General features: G+C 58.4%; 7 protein-coding genes. 3 read left to right on the top strand and 4 right to left on the bottom strand.

Annotated features, from left to right (window positions below):
* The first annotated feature begins 59 nt into the window (after positions 1 to 59).
* The 3 genes from Q0C17_RS03860 to Q0C17_RS03850 are packed head-to-tail and all read left to right on the top strand — an operon-like array spanning position 60 to position 4,601.
* The gene (locus Q0C17_RS03860) at positions 60 to 1,112 is read left to right on the top strand and encodes a phytanoyl-CoA dioxygenase family protein (RefSeq protein ID WP_291201584.1); all 1,053 of its coding nucleotides are present in this window, start codon (positions 60 to 62) and stop codon (positions 1,110 to 1,112) included.
* On the top strand, positions 1,109 to 3,007 hold the full coding sequence (locus Q0C17_RS03855; RefSeq protein ID WP_291201581.1) for a CocE/NonD family hydrolase: 1,899 nt from the start codon (positions 1,109 to 1,111) through the stop codon (positions 3,005 to 3,007). Before Q0C17_RS03860 ends, Q0C17_RS03855 begins: the two co-directional genes overlap by 4 nt.
* Positions 3,000 to 4,601: an AMP-binding protein gene (locus Q0C17_RS03850; RefSeq protein WP_291201578.1), complete on the top strand. Its 1,602-nt coding sequence runs from the start codon at positions 3,000 to 3,002 to the stop codon at positions 4,599 to 4,601. The genes Q0C17_RS03855 and Q0C17_RS03850 overlap by 8 nt, the downstream gene beginning before the upstream one ends.
* A gap of 633 nt (positions 4,602 to 5,234) precedes the next feature.
* Here Q0C17_RS03850 and Q0C17_RS03845 read toward each other — a convergent pair.
* The 4 genes from Q0C17_RS03845 to Q0C17_RS03830 all read right to left on the bottom strand — a co-directional run bounded on the left by Q0C17_RS03845 (position 5,235) and on the right by Q0C17_RS03830 (position 14,023).
* Positions 5,235 to 7,859 (bottom strand): S8 family peptidase, encoded by a 2,625-nt coding sequence (locus Q0C17_RS03845; RefSeq protein WP_291201575.1) that lies wholly within the window; start codon positions 7,857 to 7,859, stop codon positions 5,235 to 5,237.
* On the bottom strand, positions 7,828 to 8,850 hold the full coding sequence (locus Q0C17_RS03840; RefSeq protein WP_291201572.1) for an ATP-binding protein: 1,023 nt from the start codon (positions 8,848 to 8,850) through the stop codon (positions 7,828 to 7,830). The genes Q0C17_RS03845 and Q0C17_RS03840 overlap by 32 nt, the downstream gene beginning before the upstream one ends.
* 299 nt (positions 8,851 to 9,149) lie before the next feature.
* Complete coding sequence (locus tag Q0C17_RS03835; RefSeq protein WP_291201570.1) at positions 9,150 to 13,499, bottom strand: hypothetical protein; 4,350 nt, start codon at positions 13,497 to 13,499, stop codon at positions 9,150 to 9,152.
* Between the two features lie 275 nt (positions 13,500 to 13,774).
* Positions 13,775 to 14,023, bottom strand: coding sequence for a helix-turn-helix transcriptional regulator (locus Q0C17_RS03830; protein WP_291201567.1), 249 nt, complete (start codon positions 14,021 to 14,023; stop codon positions 13,775 to 13,777).
* Positions 14,024 to 14,027: the final 4 nt, after the last annotated feature.

Below are 14,027 nucleotides of genomic sequence, written 5' to 3'. Positions count from 1 at the left end.
TATAGTTTCTTCGATCAAAGAGCGCATCGTGCCGAATGCGCCGGATCGGGGAAGACGCCATGCAAACGCACGCATCACCGCTGAGCGAAGCCGACATACAGACCTGGAGGGAAGAGGGCGTCCTGATCCTGCCCGGTTTCTACAGCGCCGAAGAACTCGAAAAGCCGCACGAAGACTTTCAGACGATCTACGAGATGCTGCCGCCGGCGGCGCGAAAAGCGACGGCCGAGGCCGGCAATACGGCCGAGACGGCGAAGTTCCATGTCGACCAGCTCGAAGCGATCCGTCCGCTGCCGACGCTGGGAGCTCCGGACCTCAACCTGCTGGCCGCGCATCCGCGGCTGATCCGGGCCGTACAGTCGCTGCTCGGGACGGACGACGTCTTCCTCTACACGTCCTATGCATGGCGCAAGGATGCCGGCCAGACCAATTACAGCCAACCCTTCCACAGAGACTACCCGACCCATCAGCTGCTTGTGCCGCCGGACCGGCCGGAACACGGCGCCGTGCTGATGTTCATCTACCTCACGGATGTGGACCTCGGTAACGGCGCGCTCGCCTATGTCCGTAACTCAGAGGCGCGGCGCTTCGGTATCGAGGCCGGCCAGCCCGGCAGCGAAGGGCAAACGGAGCTTGCGAGAGGCGAACGCCGCGCGGTAGGCCCGCGCGGCACGGTGCTGCTCTATTCGGGCGAAACCTTTCACCGCGGCACGGACCTGACAGAGCCAGGCGCCTACCGGCACGTGGTGGGTGCCGGATACCGGCGCAGCGACATGCCCTGGATCGGTCCGCGCCGCGGGGATTTCCATCCTGTGCTGCCGATCTGGCGCGACATCATGGAAATGGCTGGCCCCGAACAATTGTCCGTCTACGGTGTACCAAGACCCGGCAATCCTTACTGGACCGAGCGCACGATCAGAGGGGTCGAGGCGAGATTTCCGCGCTGGAATTCTGACCCCTGGCGCATCGCCGCGGGACTTGCTTCCAGGTCGGCCGCGCCGCCCCCAGAGTCGTTCCAGTGGCCGTCGGTCACAGAGGTCGGCGGCGCCGACATTGACGCCTTTGTATCGCGGGCGCGGCAGAAGGCGCGTGCAAGGAAAGCCGGCCAATGAACGCCCGGAAAACGGGTCCGGGGGGTTATGAGGGTTACACCTCAGAGGTGGCGAACAGCTATGAACGCAGATCGATGTACGTTGCGGTCGATGACGGCTGCCGGATTGCCATCGACATCCTGCGGCCATGCCTCGATGGCGAAGTCCTTGAGGGCCCGCTTCCCACGATCGTTCAGGCGACGGGATACAGGCGGGCTTACTTCTTTGGCGAAACCGATCTGGCGCTCAGCGGTGACCAGCCCGCCTGGAAGAAGCTGAAAGTCGGCGATCTCGTCACCGGCTATGAGAAAAGCCTGCTCGCCAAACGGCTGGTTGACCATGGATACAACCTCGTCTGCATTGATCTTCGCGGCACAGGAGCCTCGTTCGGGAAGGGCTCGAATTTGATGTGGCGCAACAGCGCCGACATTGCCTTCATCATCGACTGGATCGCCGCACAGGACTGGTCGACGGACAGGGTCGGCATGATCGGCATTTCCTGGGAAGGAACGATCCAGCTGACGACGGCGGCCTATCATCCGCGTCACCTGACCGCGATCGCCCCGATGGCCACATCGCAGGGTTTCTCCGCCGTCTGCGACGGCGGGCTCTACCTGCATGGTTTCTACTCGGTCGACTGGGCGGGCATGGTTGCCAACCAGCAGGGACAGGCCCCTGCCCTGCCCGTCGATGGGAATGAGGGTCCGCGCCTGATGGAAGAAGCTGTCCTGCAGCGTCGCCCTCGGTCGCTGCCGACAGATACGGCGGACCCGATGTCGCTGATGAAGATGGTCCGTGAACCGATGCTTCAGGCCGTGCGCCAGGACGCCCCTGCCCCACCGCTGCCCGAACTCGGGCCGCTGGGTGACAGTCTCGATGAAACCGCACGCCTCAATGCGTCGGGTACGGCGATCCTGCTCGTCAGCGGCTGGTGGGACATCAGTTTCAACGGGCACATCCTGGATTTCTACAGGGCACTGACGGTTCCGAAACGGCTCCTGATGGGTCCGTGGAATCATCTGGGTCCGCAAGTCTCCTATATCGAACAACACCGCTGGTTCGATTACTGGCTGAAGGGCATCGACAACGGGATTCTGTCGGAGGCGCCTTTCTGCTTTGCTGAGGTCGATACGTTTGGCCTTGAACGCTGGTTCAGCGCTGAGACGTATCCGTTGCCCGAGAGCTGCAAGAGGCGCCTCGACCTTGATAGCGAAGGCAACCTTGCCCAGCCGGGAACAGCAAGGAATACTGAGCTGACTTACGCAGTCGACTATGGAGTCACACTAGGTGACCATAGCCGGTCCCGTTTCTTCTTTCGCAGCGACAAGCGCATTTCGCCGCCGGACCTGAACCGCCGTTCGCTGCGATGCCTCGCATTCCTCACAGAGCCCTTCAGGGACGGCGCGCGCCTCAACGGCCGTCCAGAGCTTTTTGCTTACCTGAAGACGACGGGCCGGTCTGGCGCGCTCATCGCGACGCTGGAGGAAATCCTCACGGATGGCCGGGCGCATTACATCACCGAGGGCTGGCTGAACTTCTTCCACCGCCAGATCTCGGATAGTCCGCGCCCGCATGACGGGCGTGCGTTCCATAGCCAGTCGGCGCGCGATCTGAAGGACGTCACCCCGGGCGAGGTGATGGAGGTCGCTCTTGAATTCTATCCCGTCGCCTGGCGGCTGCAGCCGGGAAGCCGGGTGAGACTGACCCTCGCCGGCACGGATGCGGACAACCTGTTCGTCCTTCCGGAAGCCCCCGCTCCGACGCTGACGCTTCTGACCGGAGGCGAGCCGGCAAGCTGCCTCTACTTGCCTCTCATTGACGAATGTCTTCCACAAAGCGCCGCTCATGATCCTGGAGCCCGGTTTGAAGGGCGCCATGCTGCGGCATTCCACTACTTGGAGCGCAATGATGTCTGATCTGATCAAGCCGGCTTCGATAAGCTACGCGGATGTCTTCGACCTTGTTGCAGCAACCGTTGATCCTGCCTCGCCCGCTGTCATCTGCGACGGCGAGCGGACCGACTGGCAAACCTTTCACGCAAGATCTGACGCTCTTGCAGGTGCCCTCTTGCGGCGCGGACTCGCCCCAAGCTCAAAAGTGGCGCTCTATATGCGCAACGGAGCTGACTACCTCATCGCCTTCGCGGCCTGTTTCAAAGCGCGCCTGGTTTCGGTCAACATCAATTACCGGTACGGCCCTGGAGAGCTGAGCTACCTTCTGAGCAACGCCGATGCCGAAGCGGTGATCTTTGACGCCGAGTTTTCCGGCACCCTCGAGAAGGCGAACTCCTCAACTTTGAAGCTGAAGATATCTGCTCGCGGCTCGGCGCCAGAAGCAGAAGCAATCGAGAAACTTTATGCGGAAGGTCCGCAGCTGTTGCCAGCGAGCCGCAGCGGTGAGGACATCTTCCTGCTCTACACGGGCGGAACCACCGGAATGCCGAAGGGCGTAATGTGGCCGTCGCAATCCATGTGGGAAGCGCTCGCGTCGGCGCGCCGCGCGGGGCTGAACGATCCGTCAGCGATGACACTCGAGGCGCTCGCGGTGCTCCTGCGAGGCAGCAAGACGCAGCCAGCATACTTTATAGCGCCGCCGGTGATGCACGGCACAGGACTGTTCTCTGCGGTCAGCGTCCTGTCACGCGGCGGAGCCGTAGTCTGCAGCGCCGCAAAAAGCTTCGACGCAACCGCGGCGCTCCGCGCGATTGAAGCGCACCGATGCTCCGGTGTCGTCATCGTCGGAGATGCGTTTGCCCGCCCGATCGTCGACGCGCTAGACGCGGCACCCGGCGCATTTGAACTCACGTGCGTTGAAGCCATCGTCTCGAGCGGAATGATGTGGAGCCATGAAGCAAAGCAGGGACTTCTGAAGCACATGCCGCGAGCGGTGCTCTCAGATGGCCTTGGCGCAAGCGAGGCCTCCAGCATCGCCTTTTCAGTCACCACGAAGGACATCGTTCCGGAGGCGGCGCGGTTCTCGCCTGTCGACGTGATCGTTGTTGATCCTGAAACATTCGAACCGGTCGAAGCGGGTTCCGGAAAAATCGGCGTCATCGCCAAGGCCGGTGCCCTGCCCCTCGGCTATTACAAGGATCCGGAACGCACGGCATCGACCTACCGCATCATCGACGGCATCCGGCGCATGATCAGCGGCGACCACGCGCGCCTCGAGGCGGATGGAACGATCACGCTGCTTGGCCGCGGCAATCACTGCATCAACACTGCGGGGGAGAAAGTCTACCCGGAAGAAGTCGAGGAAGTCCTGAAGCAGTTTCCGGGCATCATTGATGCCTTGGTCTTCGGGGAAACAGATCCACGGCTCGGACAGCGGGTCGTCGCTATTGTTTCGCGGAAAGCTGATACTGACCATGAGGAACTAGCGGCCTTCGCCCGGCAAAAGCTTGCCGGATACAAGGTCCCGAAAGCAATCAAGGTGGTTGATCAGGTACCCCGCGGCCCGAACGGAAAGGCCGACTACCCAAGTGCAAGGGGGCTGTTTTTGCAGAAATGACCTGCCGCAGGTTTTTCAGACCCATGATTGTTTCAATCGAGCTGCCCTTAGAGATGCGCCTGTCTCCAAATGAACGGCCCGGATCGGGGGGCTGGGTCAGTTCGGCGACGCCGCTATGTAAATGCCGGGAATTGGCTGGGGATCACGCAAACTTGGCTGGGGATCACGCAAACGGAGACGCTGGAACGTCCCAAATCGCCCCGGTTCGCGGGCATTTGCGGGGGGAAAACCGAAGCGTCGTCACATGAGGAATTGCGTGGCGGAGAGGGAGGGCGCTGCCTAAGAACAAGGGCACTCTTATGTCCATGATTTTATAAGGTTTTAAGAATTAAAGCGTAGCGATATGTGCAGCAATTTGTGCAGCAAATCAGCGGGCCATGAGGCTCATTGCATGACTTAGCCTGTCGCAACAAAGCCGCGACCCGCAAAAATTGGTCCGACAATCTTGGGGCAGATTACGGCTGAACGAACTTAGTTATGAGCGCATCGCAGTTTCGGATACCGATGCGAACCTTTCGTGCAATTGATTGCAACCGGTCTACTGTATCAGCCAACCAAATCTCAAACCCAAAGTTCATTGTGCACCGATCTTCATGAACACTCGCTGACAGATGCACTAACAACCAGCTCTGGCTACACGACCCGCGTCCGCACACGGATTTTGTCGCGGATCTCATTGTAAACGTCAAAGCGGACGTTTCCCTCGACTTCAAAACTGACCGCAATTGCGAAACGAATATCTTCGTCAGGTGACAGCCCCCCCGAACCAATCTCGCGGCACTGAACACGAATTGGCAGAAAGTCAGTCTCATCGTAAGTCGGCGTTGAAACCCTGTTCGGAGTGAGCCTTCGAGACCAAACCGTCCCCCTTCCAATCATGTTTGCATCAGGCCCAATTCCCTTAAGGGCGAGCTTCCAATCTTTTACTTCTGCGTTTGTTGTTTCTGCGAGGCAAACCGCCTCCAATGCCGCGCAGCGATAGAGAGCACGTGTCGGAGACACTGGTGAAAACCATGCCAGGGTGATCCTCAAATGCCGTGGCAGTTTTTGGCCAGAGAGTGACGGCGGTAGCGCAAGTCTAAAAAGTTGAGCACGATCCTTGCGTGTAGTGCCAAGGCCAATAAGCGTAGCGCCGTGTTGGGGACCATCAATCATTCGAATGGGCTCGAGAACTCCATGCCCGAAGTGACGCGCTATCTGATCCTTCACACCAGTGTGCGACTTATCGGTGCCGAAGCGACTCTTCGCCTCTGCCTCAAACGGCTGGAATGACGTTGGCCACATCGCAGCATTCACCGCCAAGGCGCGCGTAGCCAACGCGAGATCGCGTCGTGGAAGTTCTTGCCCTTCGAAAGGGCCATCCTGTTCCGTAAGCATCTGTGCAGCTTGCAGCAGAGCCCGCGTTGTCAAAGCAGTAGCAGGACTTGTTCCACGGCAACGAGTGGTCGAAGTTCCAAGTGCAGCATTAGGCGCAGCGACGACCAAACCGGTTCGGTGCGTGTCTGATATGCCAAGGCGCGTATCAACCCCGTTGGGTTTGATCCTCATTTCTTGTACGCCGCCCGGTGCTAGAAGATCAGGTTTAAGAGCCTTTTTCGGACCTAAGCCAATCGCAGTAGAGACGTGGGGCAAGTGTTCTCCAGCGTTTTCGAAACGAATTAGAGTCGCATCGTGAGGATTAGTTTTAGGAGTGGCATCTATGGAGTAAGCGCCGACAGTCAGTGCGTTCAACGCCTCAGCGGGAGACAACAAACTACGCTCGTAAGCTTGAGCGTCGATTGCGCGGCGAATTAGCGATTGGCGTGTGAGTTGATCACAATCCTCAAACGCGGTTGCCGTTATGCCAGGTAGATCTAGTTCCTCAGGTATATTTCCTGCCGAGACCGCAAACAGAACGCCGTATTTCCATGACCACCAATCCAGTAGGCGAGCTATCGCGCTAATTCGTCCTGCAAAACGTTGGTCACTAACACCAATCGAGAGGTTCACTAAGAATGCGTCTGGCGCTAGTGGCTCCTCGTTGAGAAAACACCGGGCAAGTGCGGCATGCAGAATATCTACGAACAGTTTGTCCGGCTGCGAACGTGCCCGCCCGTCGGCACCGTCTACCAGCACCGGGATGCAGAGAAGTCGGCTATCCTGCAACCGAGTTCCGTCGCTCTCGATGTCACCGCGTAGAATAAGTGAAGCCATTGCGGTACCATGATATCGCTTCGCAACTACGGAAATTGGCTCGATAGAGAACAAATCCTCGATGACCACACCGCCATCGAGCTGTGGGTGAGCTGCCACTGGAACGCTATCAAGCAGGATTGCGCGCATAGGCGCATTTGGATCGAAAGCGTTCGCAATTCTCGCCGCCCCGGCTGCAGGATCATCATCCATTTGTGAGGACTGTGCGATGGTCTGAGGGAGGATAAACTGAATCCCATGAACGCTGGCGAGGCCGCCCTTCAAGCGCGGGTTTTTGATCAGCTCTCGGACGTCTCCCGCTCTGAGCGCAACCAGCACTGCATCGTAGACGAAGCCATCCAATCGAATCTGACTTTCGTCTATAATCCGACCTTCAAGTTCGTCGACAGCGGCTTTCGCCTCCTGGCGCCACTGCGCTCGTTGAGCGTCGTTTGCAGAAGGCCATATCTCAAGCTCAAGCAAGACATCGTCATCATCATTGTCCGGAAGCCGGCTTTCAAGGATTTGTCTTGCTCTCTCCGTGAACCGATCCTCTGGCCCCCAGAGACGCAAATCAACCAGTTGGTCGAACATATTCCACCATGGCATTAACGCTTCTTGGCGGGTCGGCTTCTTACCTGCCTTGTATCGGCGCCAAAGAGCCAAGAGCTGGCGAAGTGCACCTTCGCTAGGCATAGTCGCATAGAGCGTTGGGAATAATTGTTCCTCGCCCTTAGGCGGAGCGAAATCTCCTTCACGAAGATCCAGCGCACTGTCACTCTCAAATTCTGCGAAAACATCAAAGCCAGCGGAAACCGCTACTTTTGCAAAGTTCTGGATAGACGTAGCGGTCTCAAATACGAGTGCTCGCTCGGGCGCTATGCCGGCGGGGTCTTCTTTCAACGTAACACTCGGTTGATCTCCCTCAAACGCTTTGACTAGAGGCGCAAGGCGTGGAGAAAGGCGCTCGCCCTGGCGGGCCCTCGTGGGAGTTCGAGCGAGTCGCTTAGGTATGAACTGCTTGTTGCTTTTTTTACGCTGATCCTGACGCGGCTCAGGCAGTTTCAGAATCGGACGCTCTACCATTTTGTTGTTCTTCCCCCAGATTCGTCATGCGCGAGCCCCAAGCTCTAACTCTCTCGTCAAACACAGTCCGGAGCTTTCGCTTTCCTTGATCGAGCACGTAACGCCGCCGAGTATCCAGGAAGAAATTTTCAGCTTCGGAAAAGCTTGTGGGTTTAATCGCCTCGTAAAGTCTGGTCGCTGTGAATCCGGAATTCTGGTCGAATTTGTCAAGTTGATCGGAAAAGTACCGAATCAATAGATTTCTACCAGGTTTAGCAATTTCTAGCCGCAGTTCGAACCTCCGCCAAGTTGCGCGGTCCAGAAGTTCTGGATGATTTGTAGCGCCGACGACGACGCAGTATGAAGGCAAGTCATCTAACTGGAGAAGAAGCGTGGTCACCAAGCGCTTAATTTCACCGGTTTCGTGTATGTCGCCGCGTTCTTTTCCGATGGCATCAAATTCATCGAAGAACAAAACGCAGGGCTCGGTTCTCACATAGTCAAAAAGACGCTTCAGCCTCTGCGCTGTTTCGCCGAGGTAGCTCGTCACTACCGCCTCGTACCGCACAGTAAAAAGAGGCAGAGCCATTTCGTAGGCCAGCCCTTCCGCAAGCGACGTTTTGCCATTGCCCGGAGGACCCACGAGTAGCACCCGATGACGGGGTTCCAGCCCGTGAGCCCTTAAAAGATCTGCGCGACGCTGCTCTTCCACTAGCTCTTGGCAAGCGTTGAGCACGGGAGCATCAAGATAAAGGTCTGAAAATGAGCGCCGGGCTTCTTGTCGAAGGATCCCCCCGGAACCGTCTCGAAGTCGAGGACGAGCTTGCCCACTATCTCCGGTGGGCCGGTGCTGGTCTGCAAATTCAAGCACTCGGGCAATGCGATCCGCTACACCGGAATGCTTTTTGCCGCGCTCTTCGGCGGCAATTGCTTCGGCTGTTTTGCGCGCAGAATCGACGTCGCCTTGGACACCCGCCTTTACCAAATCGATAAGGTGGTCGCTGCGCGCCATCGTATTCCTTCCTGAATTCACGTCTCTATACTTACGCGAGAACCGATTGAGACTTTCTTACACCGATTTGGGGCAAAGTCTCCCCGATTCGCGCAAATTGCATCCGATATGAATAAAAGCACCTCCACGCCGGCCTGACCTGCCCGAGGTACTTCAATCCAGTCCTTGCTTGGGTCGAGGGGCCCTCGGAGAGCCGCGAATCTCCAAATAAGTGGCTCGCAACAGGGGGCTGGGTCAGCAGGCAAATCTCGGGGGTCGTCTGAAGTGCCGAAGCCGGCGCCTACGCTTGTCCCCTGTAATCAGCGAGCCTTTGCACGTTCGGTCGGAAGTCGCGCTTGGAGGTCGAGCCCCCTCACGATCAGTCGAAGGCTGCCCCCCATATCCTGCTCAATCCGCCTAGCCTCTTCGTTCAGCATCTCGATCAGCGCCTCCAGGTTTACATCCTTGTTTGTGTCAGGATGCTTCCATGTGCGAGGCGAGTTCACTGTAATCAACAGGCAGCCTGCCCGGATGTTTTCTGCAGCCATGTACTTTTCGACAAGCTGCTTCCTGATGGTGGCTTTGAGTTCTGCCGCCGAGCGCTTCTTTTCACCGATCTTCAGCTCGATAACGGCCTCGTGCTCCGAGCCTGTGGAACGAAGCCGAATATCGGTTTCCTTTCCGTCAGCAGTCACCGCTTCTTGATCGACCGTATATGCGGATCTGGAAGCCTGTCTAAGCTCGCGAGCTAGCTGCTGCCGCATGATCGTCTCGTCCTGTATGAGGGCCCAGGCAGCGCGCGGTGAATCATCACGCAGCAGCGTGTCCTCGATATCATCGAGGCGGTCGTTCATCAGTACAAAGGCTTCGTCCCGGGTTTTGGCTGGGAGATCATATGATGTATCTATTGCCACGATTTCATCGTCGGTGAAAACTGCAGCGTCCGCTTCTTCGCTGGCCTGTTCGAGAGCCAGCGCCCTCGCACGGTCCCTGAAGTTTGCGAAGAGCGGGTCCTCGAACATTTCCAGCTTCGCCGCCCACCCATCCGGCCCCTTAGCGGCGAGAAGAGCGGCCAAGATATTGCTTCGACCCTGCTCGGCATGGTCGCGAGCATTGGGCGAGTAGCTCCCCTCGTCGCGGACCATATCGTCCTGGGGTCGGATGAACTCATAGGCGAGGCGCGCAAGCTTGAGCAGCAAGTCCGGAGCGAACCCCGTGCCCGAAAGATGGGTGTCGCCGCCGCTGTGCCGATCACCAAATAGAGACGCAAACCAGGTGGTCGGCGGTCCGAATTTCGCTGGCGAATGCGTCCGAAGGGTTTTCTCAAGCGCATCCACCCCTTCAGCCGGGTTGAGACGCATCAGGATGGGCAGCCAGAGCTCGCTCATATGATCTATTGCGCCGTCAGACAGCTCAGATTTCGCGATGGCTAGGATTAGAGCTAGGTCCTCATCTCCGCCGTGCTGGATGAAAATCTGCAACACTTGGCGAAGCCGGTTCGCCCGAAGGCTCTCATCGGTATTCGGGCCGCCTCGCCATCCGCCCTCGCCGAGCCAACGGCGTAAGCGCGGGAGAAACAAAACCGCCACACTTGGCGCTGCATACTGAATATCCTGCAGCATGCCCGAGTGGGCACTTGCTAGCTCATCGAGCTCCGCTGTCAGTTCTTCACCGAGCACCGCATCTACGGTAGGCGGATGCGCCAAAGCAATGCCCTCAAGCCACGCCGGGAAGCCGTTCAGTTGAATAGGCGCGTAACGCAGCGCCAGTTCCGCTTCGTCCTCATTGAGCTTCTCGGCCCATTTGGGATCTTCCGCTTCAGCCGCGACACCAGCGAGCCCGAACTGCCAGCGGACTAGGTAGGTACCCTTTTCACCTTCGGGACGCTCGCTTCGCAGCGTAGGGCGTTGCTTCCGCCAGAACGCCATCATTGCAGTGCGCAGGCGGTCGGCCACGTCTTTTCCGAACTGATGCTCTATGAAGCGCCTGTTCCAACCTGAAGCCCGGCTTTCTTCGCCTGAGCGTTCCATCGCCCGCCAGAGGTTCCATGCGGTGTTGTCAGAACGGCCGGCGTCAAATAGCGCGTCCGGGTCGTTGCTGACCTCCCGCCAAAAAGTGATCCAGCTGGCACGTGCTTTCGCTTTGCGGCGCTCCTCCTTCTTTTCACGCTTTACGCTCTCACGCCTCAATCGCTCCTCTTCAGGGTCAGGCTTTTGTGGCTCAGCCAGCTGGTCAAGGCGGGAAATCAAGTCGGGAAGATCCTCCACATGCGGTCTGAGTGACGCCAAGTGGTCTATCCATTCCACACTGTCGTCGCGGATACGTAGCGCCGCTTCGAAGTACATTGCGCGCTCATCTGCAAATCGCACCGGGTCGGCCAGGGATGCAATCACCCAGTCGATGTCGGAATTCCTCAGACGCAGAGCATCGGTGTGAAAGGCTACCCGGGCAAGGCGTTCAATAGGATCCTTAGCCGGCTTTTGGGCTTCAAACAGCATGTCCGCTGCTTCGAACAACCGCCGTCGTGCCTCCGCCGGCAGGCCGGCAAGCATGGACGCCAGCTGTTTTGGAGAATCGGCGTGAACATGATCGCTATCCGTCAAGATGACGGTGATCGCGGCAGACTTCATCACGTCGGGCGCGAAAACTCCGGATTGAAGCAGTTGAATACAGGTCGCGGCCAACACGGGCAGCACATGAGGTCGGCGACATTTGAGACGTGGCCACCCCTTCTCATTCCATTTCAGCCCCTCAAGCACTTGCGCTGTAAGACCTTGGCGCAGGGCTTCCAGTGTCGCGGCGTCGAATGCATGTTGATCAATAATGCGCGGGAGCTGCCATGACATTCCCCCGACCGATCTTTTGCCCTCCGTGATACGGGACAAGGTTTTGCAAAGGGAATCGACGGATAGGTGGGCGGGAAAAAGCCGCAGGACCGCGGAGCACGCGAGCGAACTGGGCCAGTCATCTGCATTCTGCGCGACTGCTTCGCCGATCTCGACGAGGCGCGGATCGTTAAGTTTAACGAGCGTGCCCAAGGCATCGATGCGTTCGCCGAACAGCGCGTCCGAACATACAGCTACACGGTAGGCGATATCAGCGCAGTCGCTCATCCCCCCGAGACCGATGAGGTCCAGCAAAACTTCACGGATCTCGGAGTTCTCGATCCCGCTCTCCCACAAAGTCGCGACCTCAGGTGCCAATTCAGTGGCGGCGATCCGGTGCAGCTGGATGGCGGGCACCCGCAATCCGCGCCAACCACCCGCACGATGTCGCTGAACGAACGCGCGCAGAGCAGTTTGCCGCTGTAACGGTGTCAGGGATTCCGGATCCCCGTGATTGAGTAGCACGTCGGGTTCACGATACAGCACCTCCGCGAAGATCGCTTCGTCCTCTAGAGCCATCCACGCTGCGACCGGGCGATAAGTTGGCTTCACGACCGGAATGCCCTGCGCTGTGGTCGTGAACAGGAGTCGCTTGATTGCACGGATCGGCATGCCGCGATCACGCAGCGCAATCAGTTGTTCCGCGGCCAGACGTTCGATGACGGAACGGTGATGAAAACGGACACGTCCATAGGACACGAATCCGAAGAGCGGACGCTCGAGCAGTGTCTTGCGTTCCTCACCAGTCCAATCATGCAGGATGATAGCGGGATCAAGTGGCGTTTGAGCCGACTCCCCATCCCTGTCTGCTTCAGGGCTGTGGCGCAGGGTCAGTTTACGGCTAAGCGTGGCGGCCAGCGCCAAACGACGAGCGCCGTCCAATGCCTTCCCCGGAGACAAGGAAGCGTACTCGCGGCCTTCATCACGCGGCTTTAGCTTCACGGCGATGTCCGCGAGGACTTGGTCGCGATGAGACCTTATCCGGTGGTGTGATCGCCAGTCTGCGCAAAGCTCGATGAGGTCCTGCGGACGGCGAACAAACTCCTCCGCATTTCGCCGCTGTATGTCGGTGAGCAGCGCGTCAGGATCATCGACGCCCCGTATTCTCGCGATATGCCGGATATGGTCGCTTGAAAGGGGCAAGAGCGCGACGTTTCGCCAGTCCTTCGCGACCTGCGCACTGGATGCGCGTTGGTATTCGCGGGAGGTCGCAATATCCGCAAACGCCTCGCCGCTTGGTGCTTCCTGAGGCTCGTCAGGCACCGGGAGGAGCTGGCGAAATAATTTTTCATCAATGGGGGTTGGGCGCGATGTGATGACCACCCGCACTCTAGAAAGGTTGCCAGCCACGGCCTTGGCTAGGCTCGTAAGCGCGCTTCTAAATGATCCGCGCGTCAGCTTGAGTTCGTCGATGGAATCCAGAAAAAAGGTTGCGATATCCGACTGCGCCCCGCGCCAAGCCTTGAAGCGGACTTCTTCCTCTGGCGAAAGCGTGTCTGCCAAAGTTTTTCGCGCCAAGTCAGCAAGTTCGATGAAAAATGCAGGCTCGCCCTTATTCCACAAGGCTTTCTGGCGCTCCTGGCACTCGAACGTCTTGCCCGCGCCTGCTTCGGAAATGATTAGAACGCGTTTAGATTTCAGCAGCTCTCCCCAGTTTGAGCCTCTATGCCAGCTCAACTCCATCAGAAACGCAGTCTGTTCAGACTCGCTGACTCTGTCAGCAGGAATGTCCTGAAAGCTGCGTTCTGGCGCCCCTGCGCCTTGGTCTGCAGTCATAAATCTCATCACCCGTCTTCGCGGAACATAATGACAACATCAATTATTGCCAATAGCCAACGGAACTTGCCTGCGAATTCAGCCGCCGACTCAACCGTAATTGCTGTTTGGTATGTTCTGACCGATCCCGCCGGGGTCTGTGCTGAAAATGCTTTTGATGTGCACGCGTTCACGACCCGGGAGCCCCAGTGAGTTGCCAACTGTTGTCGTCACCACGGTCCGCAAGCAAGTCGTCATCCGACGATGCTCATTATCGTTGGTGTCAATGTCAGCGCCGCCTTGCGCTATTTGCTCAGCCGCACACCGACGCCGCCCAGAACGTTTTGTCCGGCTTCGAGAAAAACGACCCCTGCCCGTTCCAGCGCTCGGCGGACCGCATCGACATTGGCAGGCGTACTTGCCGAGGGGCCGCGTTCGCTTTCCATCCGGCGCACGGTCGGCACGGAGAGTTTTGCAGCAGCGGCGAGCTCTGGCTGGGTCCATCCCAGCAGGGCCCGCGCGGCGCGGATCTGAGCAGAAGTGAATTCAGTCATTTTC

It is taken from the genome of Hyphomonas sp. (assembly GCF_022844445.1).
Classification (GTDB): domain Bacteria; phylum Pseudomonadota; class Alphaproteobacteria; order Caulobacterales; family Hyphomonadaceae; genus Hyphomonas.
The sequence above is the reverse complement of the archived record's forward strand: the minus strand, read 5'-3'. Positions and strand labels throughout refer to the sequence as shown.

What these genes read in the sequence shown, in the direction of transcription:
- Q0C17_RS03850 (WP_291201578.1), top strand. Translation starts at nt 3,000, where the DNA reads ATGTCTGATCTGATCAAGCCGGCTTCGATAAGCTACGCGGATGTCTTC.
- Q0C17_RS03840 (WP_291201572.1), bottom strand. Translation starts at nt 8,850, where the DNA reads ATGGCGCGCAGCGACCACCTTATCGATTTGGTAAAGGCGGGTGTCCAA.
- Q0C17_RS03845 (WP_291201575.1), bottom strand. Translation starts at nt 7,859, where the DNA reads ATGGTAGAGCGTCCGATTCTGAAACTGCCTGAGCCGCGTCAGGATCAG.
- Q0C17_RS03860 (WP_291201584.1), top strand. Translation starts at nt 60, where the DNA reads ATGCAAACGCACGCATCACCGCTGAGCGAAGCCGACATACAGACCTGG.
- Q0C17_RS03830 (WP_291201567.1), bottom strand. Translation starts at nt 14,023, where the DNA reads ATGACTGAATTCACTTCTGCTCAGATCCGCGCCGCGCGGGCCCTGCTG.
- Q0C17_RS03855 (WP_291201581.1), top strand. Translation starts at nt 1,109, where the DNA reads ATGAACGCCCGGAAAACGGGTCCGGGGGGTTATGAGGGTTACACCTCA.
- Q0C17_RS03835 (WP_291201570.1), bottom strand. Translation starts at nt 13,499, where the DNA reads ATGAGATTTATGACTGCAGACCAAGGCGCAGGGGCGCCAGAACGCAGC.